Raw genomic sequence first — 19,197 nt, forward strand, 5'->3', positions numbered from 1 at the left:
GCGGCAGCGAGTGAATCATCGACACCGCGCCCCGGTGCCTCCCGCCGGCACCGCGTGCAGCGAGGTGACGGCATGAGCGACCCCAACCCGGTGTCCGGCTCCCCGGACAAGGAACCGGCGACCGAGGCGGAGCTGACCGCGACCGGCAAGGCCGACCGGGGCGCCACGATGACCGCACCGAAGCAGCCCGCGCCGGGGCCCCGGCCCACGCTGGGCCGGCTCTTCCTGGACAACCTCTGGGCCGCCAACACGGTGACCGTCACCGTCCTCGCCCTGGTGCTGGCGATGCTGGTCGGCGCGGTCCTGATCATCGTGTCGGACCCGGAGGTGCTGGCCACCTACGGCTACATCACGGCCCGCCCGGCCGACGCGCTCGACGCCAGCTGGACGGTGGTCAGCGAGGCGTACGCCAACCTGTTCAAGGGGGCGGTCTTCGACCCGGAGGCGTCCGGCTTCACCGCCGCGATGAGCCCGATCTCGGAGACCCTCACCTACACCGCGCCACTGGTGTTCACCGGCCTGTCGGTCGCGCTCGCCTTCCGGGGCGGGCTGTTCAACATCGGCGCGCAGGGCCAGGCGACGATGGGCGTGATCCTGGCCGCCGTGGCCGGCTTCGCGTTGCCGCTGCCGCCGGTGGTGCACCTGGTCGTCGCGTTGATCGCCGGTGCGGTCGGCGGCGCGGTCTGGGGTTTCGTCCCCGGCATCCTCAAGGCCCGGACCGGTGCGCACGAGGTGATCAACACGATCATGCTCAACTACGTCGCGGTCTACTTCCTGTCCTGGATCATCGTGCAGAACGGTGTGCAGAACCCGGACCGGGCGGACGCGATCAGCCGCCCGGTCGACTCCTCCGCCGCGCTGCCCCGGCTGCTCGGCGACAACCTGCGGGTGCACGCCGGGATCCTGCTCGCGGTGCTGGCCACCTGGGCCATCGCCTGGCTGCTCAACCGGTCGACGCTCGGCTTCGAGCTGCGGGCCGTCGGGGCCAACCCGGATGCGGCGCGGACCGCCGGCATCAGCGTCACCAAGACGTACGTGCTGGTGATGGTGATCGCCGGGATGCTCGCCGGCCTCGGCGGCAGCCAGATGGTGCTGGGCTCCACCGCGAACGCGCTCACCCCGCTGGTGATCGCGCAGATCGGCTTCGACGGCATCCTGGTGGCGCTGCTCGGCCGGGTGAAGCCGTGGGGGGTGCTGCTGGCGGCGCTGCTGTTCGGCGCGCTCCAGGCCGGTGGCAACCGGATGCAGTCGTACTCCGGGATCTCGCTGGAGCTGGTCACCGTGCTCCAGGCGCTGATCGTCATCTTCATCGCCGCGCCGGCCCTGGTGAAGGCGATCTTCCAGCTCCGGGCCGCCCGTGCCGCCCGGTTGCAGACGAGCCTCGCGAAGGGCTGGTGAGGCATGTCCACCACCGCTGTTCCCGACGTCGCCGTGGCCGCGGTCGACGAGGGTTTCTGGACCCGCCCCCGTAAGGTCGGCCTGGTCCTGCTGGCGTTGGGCGTGCTCGCCGCCGTGCTGTTCGGGGCGCTAGCCACCGGCCAGCAGGCCCGGTTCACCCTCAGCGAGACCGAGGGCGGCGCGGCGCTGGAGATCCAGGGCACCCTCGGCGCGATCCTGTTCGGGGTCGTCGCCGCCGCAGCCGGCGGCGCGCTGCTGGCCGGGGTCCCGAAGCGCTGGTTCACAGTGGTCCTCGGGGTGGGGCTGGTCGGCTTCGTGCTGAGCTTCCTGTGCTGGCAGGTCTCCGCCGCCCCCGAGGGCCGCAACTTCATGCCGATGGTCAACATCGTGCGGGGCACCTTCGTCCTGGCCCTGCCGCTGGTCTTCGGTGCGCTCGCCGGGGTGCTCTGCGAGCGGTCGGGCGTGGTCAACGTCGCCATCGAGGGGCAGTTGCTGATGGGCGCGTTCAGCGGCGCGCTGTTCGGCAGCCTCAGCGGCAGCGTCTGGGTGGGTCTGGTGGCGGCGGCGATCGGCGGTGCGTTCATCTCGCTGCTGCTGGCCGTCTTCGCCATCCGCTACCTGGTCGACCAGGTCGTCATGGGGGTGGTGCTCAACCTGCTGGCGGTCGGCGTCACCGGCTTCCTCTACGAGCGGCTGATGCAGACCAACGCCGACAAGTACAACAGTGCGCCGCGCTTCGGCAACTGGGAGATCCCGCTGCTGAAGGACATCCCGCTGCTCGGCCCGGCGCTGTTCCGGGGCAACATCTTCCTCTATCTCGGCCTGCTGCTGGTGCTCGTCATCCACCTCGCGCTGTTCCGGACCCGGTGGGGTCTGCGGACCAGGTCGGTGGGCGAGCACCCGACCGCCGCCGACACCCTCGGGGTCAAGGTGCTGGGCCTGCGCTACCGCAACGTGCTGCTGGCCGGGGTGGTCGCCGGCATCGGTGGCGCGTCGTACACCCTGGCGCTCTACAGCTTCACCAAGAACATGATCGGCGGTAAGGGCTTCATCGCCCTGGCCGCGTTGATCTTCGGCCGGTGGAGCCCGACGGGGGCGCTGCTCGCCGCGCTGTTCTTCGGCTTCGCCGACCAGCTCGCCACCTACCTCGGCGCGATCGGCAGCAGCATCCCCAGCCAGTTCCTGGCCATGCTGCCCTACCTGGCGACCATCCTGGCGGTGGCCGGGCTGGTCGGTCGGGTCCGGGCGCCCGCCGCCGACGGCAAGCCGTACGTCAAGGGCTGAGAGACCGGCCCGGTGCGGGCCCGGCGGGGACCTCCCTGCCGGGCCCGCACCGTTCCCGACGACGCCGTCCGGGTACGGCCCGCCGGGCGGCGGTGGACGACGGGCGGCTGACCGGCACCCTTCCCGCACCCGGGCGGGGTGACCTGGGCAGAATGAGGGGATGAGCGAGATCGACTGGGAGCGTCTGCGGGCCGCCGCCACCGAGGTGATGCGGCACGCCTACGTGCCGTACTCGAAGTTCCCGGTCGGCGCGGCGGCCCTGGTCGACGACGGCCGGGTGGTGGTCGGCTGCAACGTGGAGAACGCCGGCTACGGGGTGACCCTCTGCGCCGAGTGCGGGGTGGTGTCGGCGCTGCACGCGACCGGCGGCGGGCGGCTGGTCGCGATGTCCTGCGTCGATGCGAACGGTGAGCCGCTGATGCCGTGCGGCCGGTGCCGGCAACTGCTCTGGGAGAACGGCGGCCCGGAGTGCCTGGTCGAGTCGAGGACGGGCCCGCTGCGGATGGCGGAGCTGCTGCCGCACGCCTTCGACGTGGCCGACATCGAGGCGGTCGTCGGCGGGACCCCGGTGCCGGTGGTGCCGGACCGGTTGGCCGCCTGGCGGGGCCGGGGCACCGTCTTCGTGCACCCGGACCTCTCCGCCGGGCAGCAGATCTGGACGGCGTACTGGGAGCGGTCGGCGGGGGACACCGACGAGGCGGGGCCCGGGGTGCTGGAGGAGGCGCCGAGCTGGGGCGACCCGGCGGAGGCGATCACCTGGGGACTGGCCCGGACGCCGAGGGTCGTGGTGGTGGACGCGGAGGGCACCATCTTCTGGGCCGGCGAGGGTGAGCCGCCGCTGGAGATCCCGGCCCGTTGGGCCGCCTCCTGACCCGTCCGGCCCTCACGCCGGTTACTGCAACGACTTCAGAAGGAACTCAACGGTGAGTGCTTTTACCGCGGTCGACGTCATCCGGGCCAAACGGGACGGGGGTGTGCTCAGCGACGGTCAGATCGACTGGGTGGTCGACGCGTACACCCGGGGGCTGGTGGCCGACGAGCAGATGTCGGCGCTGGCCATGGCGATCCTGCTGCGCGGCATGACGGCGGCGGAGATCGCCAGGTGGACCGCCGCGATGATCGCCAGCGGGGAGCGGCTGGACCTGTCGGCGGTGGCCCGGCCGACCGTCGACAAGCACTCCACCGGCGGCGTCGGCGACAAGATCACCCTGCCGCTCACCCCACTCGTCGCGGCCTGCGGCGGTGCGGTGCCGCAGCTCTCCGGCCGGGGGCTCGGGCACACCGGCGGCACGCTGGACAAGCTGGAGTCGATCCCCGGCTGGCGGGCGGCGCTGAGCAACGACGAGTTCATCGCCCAGCTCCGCGACGTCGGCGCGGTGATCTGCGCGGCCGGCGCCGCACTCGCCCCGGCCGACCGCAAGCTGTACGCGTTGCGCGACGTCACCGGCACCGTGGAGGCGATCCCGCTGATCGCCAGCTCGATCATGAGCAAGAAGATCGCCGAGGGCACCGGGGCGCTGGTCCTCGACGTCAAGGTCGGCTCCGGCGCGTTCATGAAGAACGTGGCCGACGCCCGCGAGCTGGCCCGGACCATGGTGGCGCTCGGGGACGCCCACGGGGTGCGCACGGTCGCCCTGCTCACCGACATGTCCACCCCGCTCGGTCTGACCGTCGGCAACGCGATCGAGGTGACCGAGTCGGTGCAGGTGCTCGCCGGTGGTGGCCCGGCCGACGTGGTGGAGCTGACCCTGGCGTTGGCCCGGGAGATGCTCGACGCGGCCGGTCTGCCCGACGCCGACCCGGCCGCCGCGCTGCGCGACGGGCGGGCGATGGACGCCTGGCGGGCGATGATCCGCGCCCAGGGTGGGGACCCCGACGCCCCGCTGCCGACGGCCCACGAGACCGAGGTGGTCCGGGCCGACACCGACGGCTACGTCGAGTCGGTCGACGCGTACGCCATCGGGGTGGCCGCGTGGCGGCTCGGCGCCGGCCGGGCCCGCAAGGAGGACCCGGTCAGTGCCGCCGCCGGGGTGGTGCTGCACAAGCGGCCCGGCGACCCGGTGCGGGTCGGCGAACCGCTGTACGAGCTGCGCGCCGACGATGCGACCCGACTGCCGGCGGCGGCTGCGGAGGCCGCCCGCGCGGTGCGGGTGTCGACCGTCGCGCCGACGACGTCGCCGCTGGTCATCGAGCGGATCGGCTGACAGGTCGTCACCCCTGGCGGCCGGTCGACCGACAGGGGTCGGCCGGCATGGTGCCGGTCGCAACGGAACGCTATCCTCCCTGGTCAGGGGGACCGAACGGCGGTGACGCCGCGTGAGCAGACAGGGAATCCGATCGTGCTGGTAGCCGCGCCCGATCCCCGCGAGGTCCGCGAGGCGAGCCTCGACGAGTTGTCCCGGCTGCGCCTGCCCCTGCCACCGACCCAGTTTCCCCTGGTCTGGGAGCCGGGCGACGAGATCGAACTGCGTCCCACCGTGGAGATCGAGGCCCGCATCGCGGTGCTGCACCTGATCCTGGCCCGCTGCTTCGGGATGCCGGCGCAGACGGCGATGAGCTGGTTGCTCGACTCCCACCTGGTCGACATGGTCACCCCGCCCGAGTGGCAGTTCGTGGTGGGCGGCAAGGGCGACCACCGCTCGTTCGTCCTGCACCACGACGCGCTCTTCTCGCTGTCCTGGGTGCTGGGCCTGAGCAAGCAGCTCGACCCGACCATCCCGGTGGACGAACGGCTGGTGGAGCGGATGCCGTACCTGGCCGGGGGGGAGACCTTCGGCCAGTGGCGGGCCCGCATCCTGGCCGCCCCGCAGCACCCGGCGGACGCCGCCGCCCTGCTCGACCTGCACTACTGCCTGGACTGGGCGTACCTGGAGGTGGAGAAGTCGGGGCACCGGCTGCCCGGCCTGGTGGACGCGAACGCGATCGGCCAGCGCCGGTGGGCGTTGGAGTGGGCGGTGATGCTGCGCGGCCCGTACCACGACGAGCCGCCGGGCTGGGAAGAGGTCGACCTGTCCACCTGAGCCGGTGGCCCGCCAGGCCCCTCGTGGGCCAGTGGGCCGGCGGGTCCCCGGGCACGTCGTGGTCGACGGGGGCGGTCCCTCTGGTGACGCCGTGGTCAGCGGGGACGCCAGGTGGTCAGGCGTACCGACGCGGTCACCGTGACCGGGGTGGGCAGCGCGTCGATCGCGGCGGCGAGCCGCGCCGGGTCGGTGTGCCAGGCGCTCGGCCCCATCCCGACCAGGGTGGCCACCTCGGCCCGGTCGAGGGTGAGCCGGGCGGTGTGCACGGCGGTGTGCTCCGGGGTGAACCGCCCGGCGAGGCTGTCGGCGACCCGGTCGGCCTTGGCCGGGTCGACCCGCAGCAGCCCGAGCACGTCGACCAGCTCGGCGAGGTGGGCGTCGGTGGGGGTGACCACCAGCAGCACCCCGGCGGGGTGCAGCACCCGGTGGAACTCGTCGCCGTTGCGCGGGGCGAAGACGTCGAGCAGCACGGCCACCGACCGGTCGGCCAGCGGTAACCGCTGCCAGGTGTCGGCGAGCGCGGCGGCGGCCCGGGGGTGGGCGCGGGCGGCGCGGCGCAGCGCCGGCTTGGCGACGTCCAGGGCCAGACCCACGGCGTCGGGCAGCGCCGCCAGCACCGCCGCGAGGTGCCGCCCGGTGCCCGCCCCGGCCTCCACCACCAGCGGGTACGCCCCGAAGCCCACCCGCTCCGACCCGCCTGCCGCCCGGTCCACCTCCCCGCTCGCCTCGGCCGGTCCGCTCGCGGCTGCCGGCCCGACCTGGGCTGCCGGTCCGCTGACCTGGGCCGGCCCATTTCCCGTTGCCGGGGTCGATGCTGGCAGCCTGTTCGCGGCTGCCGGTCCGGTCGGGTCGGCCGGTTCGCTCGCTTCGGCCGGTTCGGCCGCTTCGGCGGGGTCGGTGGGCGTTGACAGGGCGGATGCCGCCACCTCGGCCAGGGTGGACGAGATCATGTCGTAGTGCCCGGCGGCCAGGAAGTCGGCGCGGGCGGCGACCATCTCGGCGGTGTCCCCGACGTGCGGGGCCCGGCCGGCGAGCAGGGTGACGTACCCCTGGCGGGCCAGGTCGAAGCTGTGCCGGCGGGGGCAGCGCAACGCGCGGGTGTCGGTGGCGGCGGCCAGCGGCTGGGTGCAGACCGGGCAGCGCAGCCGGGCGACGATCTGTGGGTGCGTCGCGTCGACGGGCTGCTCGAACGGGTGCGGCGCGGTCACCCGCAGCAGCCTACGGCGCACGGCCGGCCGGGCCGCCGGCATGTCTGCCCGATGCGCGGGTCCCGCGCCCGGGTCGGCGGGTCGGCGGGTCAGCGGGTCGGCGGGTCGGCGGGTCGGCGGGTCGGCGTGAGCCTGATCGCGGTCCGTTGGGGGGCGTGACTAGGGTCGGGGGATGGTCGCAATCCGATACGAGGACATCGTCAAGGTCCCGAAGGCGCTGCTGCACGATCATCTCGACGGCGGCCTGCGGCCGGCGACGGTCGTCGAGCTGGCCGCCGAGGTGGGGCACGAGCTGCCGAGCACCGATCCGGAGGCGCTCGGCCGGTGGTTCGCGGAGGCGGCGCACTCCGGTTCGCTGGAGCGCTACCTGGAGACGTTCGCGCACACCGTCGCGGTCATGCAGACCGCTGCGGCGCTGCGCCGGGTGGCCCGTGAGTGCGCGCTCGACCTGGCCGCCGACGGTGTGGTGTACGCCGAGGTCCGGTTCGCCCCCGAGCAGCACCTGGAGCAGAACCTCACCCTGGACGAGGTGGTCGAGGCGGTCGTCGCCGGGTTCGTGGAGGGCAGCGCGGAGGCCGCTGCGGCGGGCACCCCGATCCGGGTCGGCACCCTGCTCACCGCGATGCGGCACGCCGCCAGGTCGCAGGAGATCGCCGAGCTGGCCGTCCGGCACCGCGACGCCGGGGTGGTGGGCTTCGACATCGCGGGTGCCGAGGCCGGTTTCCCGCCCACCCGCCACCTGGACGCCTTCGAGTATCTCCAGCGGGAGAACTTCCACTTCACCATCCACGCCGGTGAGGCGTTCGGCCTGCCGTCGATCTGGCAGGCGATCCAGTGGTGCGGGGCGGACCGGCTCGGCCACGGGGTGCGGATCGTCGACGACATCACCCCGGGTCCGGTGCCGACGCTCGGCCGGCTGGCCGCGTACGTGCGGGACAAGCGGATCCCGCTGGAGCTGTGCCCGTCGTCGAACGTGCAGACCGGCGCGGTGGCGTCGATCGCCGAACACCCGATCGGGCTGCTGCGCGAGCTGCGGTTCCGGGTGACGGTGAACACCGACAACCGGCTGATGAGCGGCACGTCGATGTCGCGGGAGATGGCGCTGCTGGTGGAGAACTTCGGCTACGGCTGGAAGGAACTCCAGTGGTTCACGGTCAACGCGATGAAGAGCGCCTTCATCCCGTTCGACGAGCGGTTGGCGATCATCGACGAGGTGATCAAGCCGGCGTACGCGAAGCTGATCGGCTGACTCAGCGGTGCGGGTGGCCGGCGACCAGGTCGGCCACCCGGCGCAGGATCTCCCGCGCGTGGGCCGCCTCGGCGCCGAGGCCGGTCTGCCGGCGCAGCACCGCCGGTTCGGCGCGCAGCAGCGCCACCCCGCGCCGGATCAGCACCTTCGGCGCCTTGCGCTGCTCGGACAGGTCCCGGGCCAGCCGGCGGACGAAGGTCGCCCCGCGCGGTCGACGCAGCGCGTACGCCCCGGCGAGCAGCCCTCGTCGGCGGCACTCCTCGACGATGTCGGCGGCGAAAATCCCTTCGGCGATGAAAAGTGGCGATCCGGTCACGTCAAATGGCCGGGTGGCCACCCGGCGATCCGCACCGATCGCATAGACGGGCACTTCGGCCCGGCCCTGCTGGGCCAGTCGGTCAATTGTCTCCACGGCCGTTCCCGCGTCCCACGACTCGGGCGCGTCCCAGTCGACCAGTCCGTTTCGTCGCGGCAACGTAGGGTCATCACCGTTCTTGTAGAAGTCGTCCAGGCAGAGCACGGGAAGGCCGGTTCGTTGCGCTATATACGACTTTCCGGACCCGGAGGGGCCGGCGAGGAGCACGACACGGTGGCGATATTCCATTACTTTGGGTAACTCCGGAAAGACGGATTGCGATCAAATTGCATCAACATCTCATCACACCTCCGGCGACCGACAACCTGGGCTTTCTCTTTCAGGGGAGGCGTGATGGAATCTCGGAGGTCCGACCCGCCGGGTCGGCTGCTGGGCGTTGCCCGTGGCAACGCGGAGACGCTGTAATCGCGAGGGCGGTGACGTGAGCAAACGGCCAACGACGGCGAACTCCTTCCTGTCGCGTCTGCGTCGGCCGGCCGGCCGGCTCCGCGACATGCCGATCTGGTCCAAGCTCGGGCTGATCATGATCGTGCCGACCATCGCCACGGTCGTCGTGGGCACCAGCGGGCTGGTGGACCACCTGCAGACGCTCAACAACGCCAACCGGGCCGGCGACCTGGCCAACCTGGTGGGTTACTCCGGTGACCTCGTCAACACCCTCCAGGACGAGCGCACCAACGCCGTCCTCCTGCTCGGGTCGCCGAAGGGGCAGGCTCGCGCGCAATACCAGGAGGCGTACAACCGGGTCAACCAACGGGTCGACCAGTCGAAGTCGCCCTACTCGCAACAGCGCGCCGAGATCGAGGGCCTGCCGGCGACCCTGGAGGCGCAGCTCGACCGGATCGACAGCGACCTGACGGAGATGCCCGGCATCCGCAGCCAGGTCTACAACGGCAAGCTCCGGCTCAGTGAGGCGGTCAGCCGGTACACCGGCCTGATCAACAATCTGATCACCATCCGTGACTCGGCCACCCAGCTCGCCGGTGACAACGACCTGAGCGACCAGATGCGCGCCGCCGCCGCGATGGCCCGCGCCAAGGAGTACGCCTCCGTCCGCCGGATCGCGGTGCACCAGGTGCTGCTCCAGAAGGCGTACACGCCCGCCCTGCGGGAGCTGTACATCTCCAGCAACACCGGTGAGCAGCAGGCCCTGCAGAGCTTCCAGGCGGTGGCCAGTCGCGCCGAGCGCGAGTTCCAGGACCAGACCATCTCCGGCTCCGACCGGCGTCAGGCGGACATCTACGCCGGCCAGGTCAGCGCGCTCAACAGCGACAAGCTCGACGGCCTCACCTTCAGCACCGACCAGTGGGACGCGGCCATGGTCGCGTACGCCCAGCTCAACCGGTCCGTGGAGGTACGCCTCGACAGCGACGTCGTCGCCAAGGCCGACGAGTTGCGCTCCGACGTCCAGCGTCAGGTCTTCCTGGAGACCGGCCTGCTGCTCAGCATGCTGCTGCTGGCGATCCTGTTCGCCTACCTGGTCGCCCGCTCGATGGCCCGCTCCCTGCGCGAGCTGCGTCAGGGTGCCCTGTCGATCGCCCAGTTCGGGCTGCCGCAGGCGGTGGCCCGGCTGCGGGACCCGCAGTTCACCGGGCAACAGTCCCCGGCCCAGTTGGCCAACCAGATCGCCGAGCCGCTGCCGGTGCGCAGCCGCGACGAGTTCGGCCAGGTGACCGAGGCGTTCAACGCCGTCCACCTGGAGGCCGTCCGGACCGCCGCCGAGCAGGCCGCACTCCGCTCCTCGGTCGCGACGATGTTCGTCAACCTCGCCCGCCGCTCGCAGATCCTGGTCGACCGGCTGATCGGCCACCTGGACCGGCTGGAGCGCGGCGAGGAGGACCCGGACCGCCTGGCCGAGTTGTTCCAGCTCGACCACCTGGCCACCCGGATGCGCCGTAACGACGAGAACCTGCTGGTCCTCGCCGGTGCCGACTCCACCCGGGTGCAGCGCGAGCCGGCCGCCCTCATCGACGTGCTGCGTGCCGCCCAGTCCGAGGTCGAGCACTACACCCGGATCGAGTTCGGGGTCATCGACCGCGACATCGAGGTCTCCGCACACGCGGTCAACGACCTGGTCCACCTGGTCGCCGAGTTGTTCGACAACGCTACGGCGTTCTCCCCGCCGGACTCCCAGGTGATGGTCGAGGCCCGCCGGGTCGGTGACCGCGCGTCGCTCTACGTCGAGGACCGGGGCATCGGCATCAGCGCCGAGCAGTTGTCCGATCTCAACGAGCGGCTTGCCACCCCACCCCAGGTGGACGTGGCCGTCTCCCGGATGATGGGCCTGGTCGTGGTGGCCCGGTTGGCCTCCCGGCACGGCGTCAAGGTCGAGCTGCGGCCCGGCACCGACCGGGGCACCGTGGCCGAGGTCGTCCTGCCCACCTCGGTGCTCGTGCCGCGTGCCCTCACCGGCCGGGCCCCGGGCACCCCAGGACTGCCGGGCCCCGGCCCCCAGTTCGGCGGTGCCGCGCCGGCCTTCGGTGGTTCCGCCCCGACCCCGGCCTTCGGTGGCAACGGCACCTCGCCGGCCTTCGGCGGCAACGGCACGTCGCCGGCCTTCGGCGGTGCCGGTGCCCCGCCGGCCTTCGGTGCGCTGCCCGCGCTCGGCAACGGCCAACCGCCCGCCCCCCGACAGGGCGATTCCGGCAACCAGGTCACCCTCGGCGGCCGGCCCTTCGACCCGGCTCCGCGCAACGGCTCCGCCGCCCCGGCCAACGGCGGGCGCGGTCTGCCCGCCTGGTCGGACCTCACCGGTGCCAGCGGGATCAACGGCAGCGACGGGTTCACCCCGCGACCCACCAACGGGCAGTCGATCGATCCGCTGCCCCAACGGCGCAGCACCGACGACCCGGACAACACCGCCCAGCAGCCGGTCATCCCGCGTCAGCTGCCGAGCAGCCCGGAGGCCCGGCCGTACAGCTCTCCGCCGGTCCCGCCGGTGTCGGCACCGCCGCTGCCGCCGGCGTACCCGGTCGCACCGGTCTCCGCCCAGCCCGTGTCGGGTCACCCGGTGTCGGGCCAGCCCGTGTCGGGTCACCCCGTGTCGGGCCAGCCGGTCTCCGGCTACCCGGTTTCCGGTCAGCCGATGTCCGGCTACCCGGTGTCGGCGTCCCCGTACGCCGGTCACCCCGGCCCGGCTGCGCCGGTGTCCGGTTCGCCCGGTGCCCCGCTGCCGTCCCGGCCCACCTCCGGCGGTGCTGCCCCGGGTGCCGGTGCCCCGCCGGCCTGGCCGCCGGTGGCCAATCCCGACCGGGACACGGCCACCCCGCCGGTCCCCGAACGGCTCTCCGCCGCCCTGGACATGACCACCGAGCTGCCCCGGGTGCCGCGCGCCGAGCCGACGCCGGCCCCCCGCCAGCCGACGCCGCCGCCGGTGCGGGCCGCGCAGCCGGCAGCCAACCGGCCGTCAGCGCCGCAGCAGGTCCCCCAGCAGCGGTACGCGGACGAGACGATGGAACTGCCGATCTTCCGGGAGCTGGAGTCGGCCTGGTTCCGCACCCGCAAGCCGGGTCCGGAGGAGTCAGCCGGTGCCCGACAGTCGTTGACCAATGGCGCGGGGACCTCGCAGTCCGCCGTCGACACCGCCATCCACCCGGCCCAGTACACCGCACCAGGGACGACAGGTAGCGCACCGATGGCAGACACCGCGCCGGCCGGGGGCGTGCCGCGTGACAACGGGTCGACAGCGAACGGGGGATTCGCCGGTCGCGGCGACGGCCCGCCGGCCCGCCGCCCCGCCCCTCAGCCCAACTCCTGGCAGACCGCCGCCGACGACGGTTGGCGGGCGGCGGTGGCCGCGACCGAGGCACCGGTGGCCGGGACCACCCAGACCGGCCTGCCGAAGCGGACGCCGATGGCGCAGCTGGTGCCAGGGGCGATCGAGAAGCCGGCCGCGTCGGTGCAGCGACGTACGCCGGAGGCAGTCAGGGGTCTGCTCTCGGCCTACCATCGAGGTGTGCAACGCGGCCGGACCACCTCGGACAACCCCACCAACCCGGACGCGACTCCGGGCGGGCAGCAATCCTCGCCGTCTGGCTTCGGCCCGGCGGGCGGGAGCGGGCAGAAGGAGCAAGAAGGATGACAACTACGCAGGATCTTGGTTGGCTGCTGGCCAACTTCGCCGACCGGGTGCCGGGTGTCGCGCACGCGGTCGCGGTATCCGCCGACGGCCTGCTCCTCGCTTCGTCGCGCGACCTGCCCCGGGACCGGGCCGACCAGTTGGCCGCAATCGCGTCCGGCCTGGTCAGCCTGACCCAGGGGGCGGCCCGCTGCTTCGAGGGCGGCGCGGTGTTGCAGACCGTCGTCGAGATGGACAACGGCTTCCTGTTCCTGATGTCCATCTCGGACGGCTCGTCGTTCGCCGTGCTGGCAGCCCGCAGCTGTGACGTCGGTCAGGTCGGTTACGAGATGGCGTTGCTGGTCGACCGGGTGGGCGACGCGCTCACCCCGCAGGCCCGTACGGCTGTCGGGATGATGGGCTGACCGGGCTGACCAGTTGGTCGGCACGGAACGACGACAACAACGACGGGTTCCACCGGGCGAGAGCCGGTGCCGGGGGCGAAGGAGGTGAGTGGCGAGATGGTCGATCGTGACGAACCGACAGGTGCGTTGGTCCGGCCGTACGCCGTGACCCGTGGTCGCACCCGTCCCCGGCTCGACATCGCCTTGGAGGCGCTCGTCGAGACGACGGTGCGCGGTCGCGCTGCTGCCGGTGGCAACGGCGGTCAGGGCCGGGAGCACCAGTACATCGCCGCGCTGTGTGACGGACGTGTGCAGTCGCTGGCCGAGATCGCGGCGCGGATGCAACTCCCGCTCGGTGTGGCCCGGGTGCTCATCGCCGACATGGCGACGGACGGCCTGGTCGCGGTCCACGAGCCGACCATTCTGGACGACTCGGACGACGCGGTGGGCACTGAACTGCTGGAGAGGGTGCTGAGTGGACTTCGCAGGCTCTGACATGTCGCAGCGGCCGCCTGCCCCGAACGGGCGCGTGACGTCGGCGAAGATCGTTATCGCCGGTGGGTTCGGCGTCGGCAAGACGACGCTGGTCGGCTCGGTCTCGGAGATCACGCCGCTGACCACCGAGGCCATCATGACCTCCGCCGGTGTGGGCGTCGACGACACCCGGCAGGTGCCGGGCAAGACGACGACCACGGTGGCGATGGACTTCGGCCGTATCTCGATCGACCGGGATCTGATCCTGTACCTGTTCGGTACGCCCGGTCAGACGCGGTTCTGGTTCATGTGGGACGAACTGGTCCGGGGTGCCATCGGTGCCGTGGTGCTGGTCGACACCCGCCGGTTGGCCGACTGCTTCGCGGCGATCGACTTCTTCGAGCACCGGCGGTTGCCGTACCTGGTGGCCATCAACTGCTTCGACGGGATGCAGTACCACGACCCGCAGGACGTCCGGGACGCGTTGGCGATCTCGACCGACGTCCCGGTGGTGGCCTGTGACGCCCGTAACCGGGAGTCGACCAAGCACGTGCTGATCTCGCTGGTCGAGTACGTCCTCACCATGCGGCGGTCGCGCGCGGTCGCGCCGGCCTGACCGACTCCGACGCGCCCGGTGGCGGCCCCTGGCCGTTACCGGGCGCGTTCGCGTTCCCGGCGGTCATCGCGGGCGGGTCGTGCGACCGCTGTGGGGCCACCTGGGCGACGTCGACGCCCTGGGGGTCATCCGGGATGCGGACGCGGTGCCGCACGGTCGGTACGACGACGCTGGCCCGGCCGGAAGAACCGGGCCGGGCCAGGGTGGAACCATCAGACTGTCAGGACCGGTATCCGGCGGAGCGGAACTCGTACTCCCGATCGTCTTCCCGCTCGGTCGGGTCGCGGCTGAAGTCCCAGCCGCCGGCCGCCTCACGGCCCGGCCGGCCGCCGACGGCGAAACCGCCGATCTCCTGCCCACGACGCCAACCCCGGAAGTAGCCGGTGGTGTTCTCGGCGAGGCTCGCGGCGTCCCGGACGATCCGCAGCGGACGCTCCTCGCGCAGCGGCGAGCCGGGAACGAGGTTGGCCTGGGGGACCCGTTTGGGTAGCCCGGCCGAGGTTTCCGCACCCACCGCCGGCTGGGCGACCTTTTCGGCGGCCTGCCAGCCGGTGTCCGCGGTGGACGACCACTCCAGGTCGCTCTCGTCGCCGTGCCCGACGAACCACGCCGACTTCGCCTGGGCGAAGATCAACAGGTCGCCGTCGCCCTCGTCGGAGACCGGTGGCGGGCGGTGCTCCATCGGCGCGGGACGGCGTTCGACCGGCTCCGGTCGCCGCTCCAGGCCCGGCCGCTCGCTGCGTGCCGGCCGCTCGGGCCGGTCGAGAAGTTCCGGCCGCTCGGACCGCTCCGGCCGCTCCAACCGCTCGGGCCGGTCGAGACGCTCCGGCCGCTCGGACCGCTCCAACCGCTCCGGCCGGTCCAGGCGCTCGGCCCGCTCGGGCCGGTCCAGGCGTGCCGGACGGTCGACCCGGGTGGGGCGGTCCAGATGCTCCGGCCGGTCGAGGCGCTCGGCGCGGTCAACCCGGCTGGGCCGACCGGGACGGCCGGCCTCCTCCCGGTCGACCAACCGCAGCGGGGGAGTGTCCAGGTGCGGATCGGCGGGGGCGTCCAAGCCGTCCCGCAACGCCCGGTCGGCCAGCGGTGGCGGCTCCACCAGCCGCAACATCGGCGGCTCCGGGGGCAGGTCGTCGGCCAGCCAGGGCGGGGTGATCCGGCGTCCGGCACCCGGGTCGGCGGGGGCGTCGCCCGCCCGCCCGGCCCGCTCACCATAGGCCGGCACCACCGGGTTGTTGGCCGAGCTGTCGCCCGGATTCTCCGGGTTGTTGACCAGGGGCCAGTTCGCCCGCGAACCCGGCGCGGCGGTGGGCTCCGGCTCGGGGCGGGTGATCGGCACCGGGACGTTCAGGTCCGTCGCGCTGAACCCACCAGTGGGCGTCGAGAGGGCGCCGGTGGTCTTGGGCCGGGGTGGGATCACGGTGCGTTGCCGCTCGGCCCGTGCGTTGTTGATCGCGGCGGTGGTCAGCGTCGGCCGGAACGGCTCACCGGCCTCGGCGGGCGGCACGTTGCCGCGCTGTGCCGGGGCGATCGGGGTGATCCCCGGAGGAGGCGGTGGCGGAGCCGAGACGGGCCGGTTCGCCGGGGCGTCCATCCCGCGCCTGATCGGCGGAATCATGGTGGTCGGTGCGTCCGAACCCCCACGTCGGCCCGGCGGCATGCCCTGGTCCGTACGCGCGGGTGGTGCCGAGGTCGGCAGGTTGGCGGCGGCAGCCGGGGTCACCGGTTGGGGGGCCACCGGCGGTGGGGCGATCGGGGCGGGGGCCACCGGCGGCGGCCCGAGCGGTCGGGGCGTGACCGGCATCGCTCCGCCGGGGACCGGCTCGGGACGGCTCCGCCGCCCGGTCGGTACCGGCGGGGCCGGCTCTGCGGTCCGGACCGGCCGCAGGCCGGGACCGGTGCCACTGATGCCGGTCAGCTCGCCGACCTGCTCGCCCCGGCGGGCGGCAGCCCGGCGGCCGGGCATGGGACTCGGGGCGCTGACCCGGGTGCTGAGCGCGCCCACCAGGGCCTCGCAGCCGGCGTCACAGGCGCGCACCGCAGCGACCGACTGCCGGACGGTCTCGGCGACGGCGGACGTGAGCGCCCGGTTGACGGTGGCCCGGCGCGGGGTCTCGGAGATGGCGACCCGCAGCGCGGTGACCGCCGCCTCGATCTCCCCGGCCTCGGCCACCCCGTCGGCGGTGAGGTGTGCGGTGACCGCCTCGGCGGCGACCGACATGTCGCGGCCCCGGGCCGCCGTGCCGGTGAGCATGTTCGGCTCGGGCAGCGCGTCGAGGACGGCCAACGCCACCGGATCAGCCGGGTCCGGGTACGCCCGCAGGGCGGCCGGATACAACTCGCGGAGCACCTCGCGCAGGGCCACGGCGGCGGAGTGCCGGCCGCTGGACAGGGCGGCGTGCGCGGCGAGGACCTGCTTGAAGCCGGCCAGGTCCCGGGGAGCCGGCAGGGTGACTGCGGAGAGCGCGCCGGCCTGGAGGGCGCGGGCCAGGCCCACCGCCCGCCGCTCGGCCGGCGCGGACTGCATCTCCTCCAAGGAGTCGTCGTCGGCGAACCGCTCGGCGAAGTCGTCGACCGAGTCGTCGTCGGCGATCGCCAGCGGACGGCCCGCCGCGCTCAGCAGTGAGGTGACCGTGTGGTCGTCGCTGTCGGCCGCGATCGCCACGCCGCTCGGCCCGCCCGACCGTTCCACGAGCAGCGTGACGAGCTGGGCGTAACCCGCCGCGTCGTCGCTGATCTCGTAGACGTGCAGCAGACGGCCTGCGTCGTCGACCACGGCGGACGTCAGCGTCGATCCGGCCGAGGCCGGTCGGTCGGCCGGATCTGCCGAGGCCAGACCGCAGTACACGCGCACGAGCGCCACGGCGTCGTCCTCCTCCCGGGACACAGGTCTATTCTCTGCCAGCCACTGATGCTCCCCGTTCGGGGTCAGTCGCGCCAGTCCACGACGGCAGAGATCTTGCCGACAATGGTGCGCCACCCCAAGCTTGCGGTCTGGGCACCGATTTTCTTCAGCCGCCTACGGCCGAGAAATCCACCGACTCCGCCGTTGACAGAAGCGCGCAGCGCCTCGTCGAGATCGTCCAGGCTGGAGCCGGCCGAGAGCATGTCCAGCACGGCGGGTAGCCGCAGCGCGTACGACAGGTCACGGGCGACCTCGCCGGCCTCGATCAGCAGGGTCGGGTCCCACGTGTCGTGCCCACCGCGCAGGTTCTCCACGACCAGGTCGAGTTCGTAGGTGTCCTCGTCGCGCGGGGCGATGTCGGCCGGCTCCACCCGTTCGGACAGTTCATTCCAACCGTCCAGTTGAGACAGGTCGTTGGGTGCCCCGGAGCGGATGAAACTGACGAGCGACTCGGGCGTCTTGAACAGCAGCAGCCGGCCCTTGTGGCTCAGGAAGACCGGCACCTCCTCGTCGCCGTCGGTGTCGTCGTCGTCCGCGTCCTCGTCGGCGTCCGAGGCGTCGGTGTCGTCGTCGGCGTCCGAGGCGTCGGCGTCGAGGGTGTCGGTGCCCGTGCCGCCGGCGCGCTTGCCGTCGCTCACGCCCTTACGGTCCGCGTCGTCCTCGTCCTCGGCGGAGAGTGCGGCGAACTCCTCGTCGAGGATCACCACCTCGTCGTCGTCCTCGGCCTCGACGACCTGGCGGCGGGCCAGGAAGGGGTCGTCCTCGTCGCGCTCGGCGACGTCCGTCGGGGTCAGCTCGCGTGCCGCCCGGTACGCCCGGAGGGTGAAACCGGTGCCGGCGGGCAGGGCGATCTCGACCGGATCGATGCTCAGCTCGTCCCAGAGCGAGCGGTCGGCCGGGCCGGACTCCACGTCGGGCCCGGTCGGCCCATCGGTGTCGCCGAGCTCGGGTTCGTCGGCGTCGGGCCGTTGGGGCGACTGGCGGGCCACGCTGACCTCCGTGTGCGTCGGGTTACCCACTCGGCGGCATGCGGTCGCCGAGTGACTCTGGGCACATACCCTAATGGGCGGCCGGCCGTGGGCCGACCCCGCACCCCGGCGAGGCCCGGGAACCCGTGCCTGCTGGCGGTCCGGGCGGCTGACAAGTAGCGTTGCTACGTATGAAGGCTCAGGCGTTGCACGGCCACCTCGACGCCCTGTTGCTGGCCGTGCTGGAGCAGGGCGAACTGCACGGCTACGCGGTCATCGAGGCGCTGCGCGCCCGCAGCGCGGGCCAGCTCGATCTGCCGACCGGCACCATCTATCCGGCGTTGCGTCGGTTGGAGCGGGCCGGTCACGTGGCCAGTTCCTGGAGCACGGTCAACGGTCGGGAGCGGCGGACGTACCGGCTCACCGACTCCGGTCGGGCGTCGCTGGCCGGCGAACGGGCCGGGTGGCGCGAGTTCAGTGCCACCGTCGGCCGGTTCCTCGACCCTGCCGGCCCGCCCGCCACGCCGGCCTGACCCCGCAGCGTCAGCGGGTGGCGACCAGCCAGAAGCGGGTGGCCCGGAAGAGCGCGAAGTGGGCGGCCCCGGCCAGCACCGCGCCGACGATCATCGGAGGCCAGGTCAGGGCGGCCTCCCACAGCGCGATCGACCAGCCGAAGAGGGCCACCCCGGCGACCGCGCCGAGGGTGAGGGTGCCGGTCAGTCCCCAGCCGAGCAGCCGGTTCACGGATGTGCCGGCCCGACCGCGACGGGCCGCCCAACGTCCGGACACCAGGGCGGCCAGCGCGACCGTGGCCACGGTCAGCCAGATGCCGTGCATCGATCCGGCGAGCACCTGGTAGCCGGCGGGCGGGGGCGGCCCACCGCTCCAGCTCGACCCCTGCCAGGTCAGGTCACCGCAGGCCACCAGCAGCACGGCGATCACCAGCGCCCGCCGGGCCAACCCGCGCAGCGTCCCGGCGGCCAACTCCGCCTGGTAGGCCGGAGCAAGTTCGGCAGGCGAGCCGAAGTCGACCACGGCCCGCCGTTCGGCCTCCCGCGCCGGCAGGCCACCGTCCCGGTACGCCTCGGCGGCGTCGTCCAGCGCGTCCCGTACCTCGCGGATCAGTTCGGTCCGTAGCCGCGTCGGACCGTGCAGTCGGGACTCCAGATCCCGCAGCCGCTCGTCGATTCCTACCTCGTCGCAGGCGCGCATGGCATCACCCTGCCACGACCGGGCGGGCC

Annotated in this window: 16 protein-coding genes; 12 read left to right on the top strand and 4 right to left on the bottom strand. The window is 73.0% G+C overall.

Annotation, left to right across the window (positions count from 1 at the left end):
• Window positions 1–72: 72 nt before the first annotated feature.
• The 5 genes from AB0C22_RS19135 to AB0C22_RS19155 all read left to right on the top strand — a co-directional run bounded on the left by AB0C22_RS19135 (window position 73) and on the right by AB0C22_RS19155 (window position 5,702).
• Window positions 73–1,398, top strand: coding sequence for an ABC transporter permease (locus AB0C22_RS19135; RefSeq protein WP_219466954.1), 1,326 nt, complete (start codon window positions 73–75; stop codon window positions 1,396–1,398).
• Between the two features lie 3 nt (window positions 1,399–1,401).
• Complete coding sequence (locus AB0C22_RS19140) at window positions 1,402–2,682, top strand: ABC transporter permease (RefSeq protein ID WP_219466956.1); 1,281 nt, start codon at window positions 1,402–1,404, stop codon at window positions 2,680–2,682.
• A 160-nt stretch (window positions 2,683–2,842) separates the two neighbouring features.
• Window positions 2,843–3,553, top strand: coding sequence for a cytidine deaminase (locus AB0C22_RS19145; RefSeq protein ID WP_219466959.1), 711 nt, complete (start codon window positions 2,843–2,845; stop codon window positions 3,551–3,553).
• A 52-nt stretch (window positions 3,554–3,605) separates the two neighbouring features.
• Complete coding sequence (locus AB0C22_RS19150) at window positions 3,606–4,886, top strand: thymidine phosphorylase (protein ID WP_219466964.1); 1,281 nt, start codon at window positions 3,606–3,608, stop codon at window positions 4,884–4,886.
• A 135-nt stretch (window positions 4,887–5,021) separates the two neighbouring features.
• On the top strand, window positions 5,022–5,702 hold the full coding sequence (locus AB0C22_RS19155) for a DUF4272 domain-containing protein (RefSeq protein ID WP_208568640.1): 681 nt from the start codon (window positions 5,022–5,024) through the stop codon (window positions 5,700–5,702).
• Window positions 5,703–5,797: 95 nt separating this feature from the next.
• On the opposite strand, the gene AB0C22_RS19160 is transcribed toward AB0C22_RS19155, so the two are convergent.
• Window positions 5,798–6,859: a putative RNA methyltransferase gene (locus tag AB0C22_RS19160; protein WP_357536345.1), complete on the bottom strand. Its 1,062-nt coding sequence runs from the start codon at window positions 6,857–6,859 to the stop codon at window positions 5,798–5,800.
• A 223-nt stretch (window positions 6,860–7,082) separates the two neighbouring features.
• On the opposite strand from AB0C22_RS19160, the gene AB0C22_RS19165 reads away from it, so the two are divergent.
• Window positions 7,083–8,159, top strand: coding sequence for an adenosine deaminase (locus AB0C22_RS19165; RefSeq protein ID WP_208568638.1), 1,077 nt, complete (start codon window positions 7,083–7,085; stop codon window positions 8,157–8,159).
• A 1-nt stretch (window position 8,160) separates the two neighbouring features.
• Here the strand turns inward: AB0C22_RS19165 and AB0C22_RS19170 are convergent, their stop codons facing one another.
• A complete protein-coding gene (locus AB0C22_RS19170) occupies window positions 8,161–8,571 on the bottom strand; it encodes a uridine kinase (RefSeq protein ID WP_255597883.1) in 411 nt (136 codons plus the stop codon).
• Window positions 8,572–8,956: 385 nt separating this feature from the next.
• Here AB0C22_RS19170 and AB0C22_RS19175 point away from each other — a divergent pair, with 385 nt between their 5' ends.
• The 5 genes from AB0C22_RS19175 (at window position 8,957) to AB0C22_RS19195 (ending at window position 16,709) form a co-directional block, all read left to right on the top strand.
• Window positions 8,957–12,616, top strand: a complete 3,660-nt coding sequence (locus AB0C22_RS19175) for a nitrate- and nitrite sensing domain-containing protein (RefSeq protein WP_357536195.1) — start codon at window positions 8,957–8,959, stop codon at window positions 12,614–12,616.
• Window positions 12,613–13,017: a roadblock/LC7 domain-containing protein gene (locus AB0C22_RS19180; protein WP_067304724.1), complete on the top strand. Its 405-nt coding sequence runs from the start codon at window positions 12,613–12,615 to the stop codon at window positions 13,015–13,017. The genes AB0C22_RS19175 and AB0C22_RS19180 overlap by 4 nt, the downstream gene beginning before the upstream one ends.
• A 96-nt stretch (window positions 13,018–13,113) precedes the next feature.
• The gene (locus tag AB0C22_RS19185) at window positions 13,114–13,491 is read left to right on the top strand and encodes a DUF742 domain-containing protein (RefSeq protein WP_088643989.1); all 378 of its coding nucleotides are present in this window, start codon (window positions 13,114–13,116) and stop codon (window positions 13,489–13,491) included.
• 1 nt (window position 13,492) lies between these two features.
• A complete protein-coding gene (locus tag AB0C22_RS19190) occupies window positions 13,493–14,086 on the top strand; it encodes an ATP/GTP-binding protein (protein WP_088643912.1) in 594 nt (197 codons plus the stop codon).
• A gap of 673 nt (window positions 14,087–14,759) precedes the next feature.
• A complete protein-coding gene (locus AB0C22_RS19195; RefSeq protein ID WP_357536347.1) occupies window positions 14,760–16,709 on the top strand; it encodes a DUF4573 domain-containing protein in 1,950 nt (649 codons plus the stop codon).
• A 302-nt stretch (window positions 16,710–17,011) separates the two neighbouring features.
• On the opposite strand, the gene AB0C22_RS19200 is transcribed toward AB0C22_RS19195, so the two are convergent.
• Entirely contained in the window at window positions 17,012–18,007 is a 996-nt protein-coding gene (locus AB0C22_RS19200) for a DNA primase (RefSeq protein ID WP_357536197.1), read from the bottom strand.
• A gap of 140 nt (window positions 18,008–18,147) precedes the next feature.
• On the opposite strand from AB0C22_RS19200, the gene AB0C22_RS19205 reads away from it, so the two are divergent.
• Entirely contained in the window at window positions 18,148–18,489 is a 342-nt protein-coding gene (locus tag AB0C22_RS19205; protein WP_208568633.1) for a helix-turn-helix transcriptional regulator, read from the top strand.
• 10 nt (window positions 18,490–18,499) lie between these two features.
• On the opposite strand, the gene AB0C22_RS19210 is transcribed toward AB0C22_RS19205, so the two are convergent.
• Complete coding sequence (locus AB0C22_RS19210) at window positions 18,500–19,168, bottom strand: permease prefix domain 1-containing protein (RefSeq protein WP_357536199.1); 669 nt, start codon at window positions 19,166–19,168, stop codon at window positions 18,500–18,502.
• Between the last annotated feature and the right edge of the window lie 29 nt (window positions 19,169–19,197).

It is taken from the genome of Micromonospora sp. NPDC048894 (assembly GCF_040649765.1).
GTDB classification, from domain to species: domain Bacteria; phylum Actinomycetota; class Actinomycetes; order Mycobacteriales; family Micromonosporaceae; genus Micromonospora; species Micromonospora antibiotica.

Excerpts from the sequence above, each read along its gene's own strand:
- AB0C22_RS19135 (WP_219466954.1), top strand. The coding sequence starts at position 73 with ATGAGCGACCCCAACCCGGTGTCCGGCTCCCCGGACAAGGAACCGGCG.
- AB0C22_RS19140 (WP_219466956.1), top strand. The coding sequence starts at position 1,402 with ATGTCCACCACCGCTGTTCCCGACGTCGCCGTGGCCGCGGTCGACGAG.
- AB0C22_RS19145 (WP_219466959.1), top strand. The coding sequence starts at position 2,843 with ATGAGCGAGATCGACTGGGAGCGTCTGCGGGCCGCCGCCACCGAGGTG.
- AB0C22_RS19165 (WP_208568638.1), top strand. The coding sequence starts at position 7,083 with ATGGTCGCAATCCGATACGAGGACATCGTCAAGGTCCCGAAGGCGCTG.
- AB0C22_RS19180 (WP_067304724.1), top strand. The coding sequence starts at position 12,613 with ATGACAACTACGCAGGATCTTGGTTGGCTGCTGGCCAACTTCGCCGAC.
- AB0C22_RS19185 (WP_088643989.1), top strand. The coding sequence starts at position 13,114 with ATGGTCGATCGTGACGAACCGACAGGTGCGTTGGTCCGGCCGTACGCC.
- AB0C22_RS19190 (WP_088643912.1), top strand. The coding sequence starts at position 13,493 with ATGTCGCAGCGGCCGCCTGCCCCGAACGGGCGCGTGACGTCGGCGAAG.
- AB0C22_RS19205 (WP_208568633.1), top strand. The coding sequence starts at position 18,148 with ATGAAGGCTCAGGCGTTGCACGGCCACCTCGACGCCCTGTTGCTGGCC.
- AB0C22_RS19210 (WP_357536199.1), bottom strand. The coding sequence starts at position 19,168 with ATGCGCGCCTGCGACGAGGTAGGAATCGACGAGCGGCTGCGGGATCTG.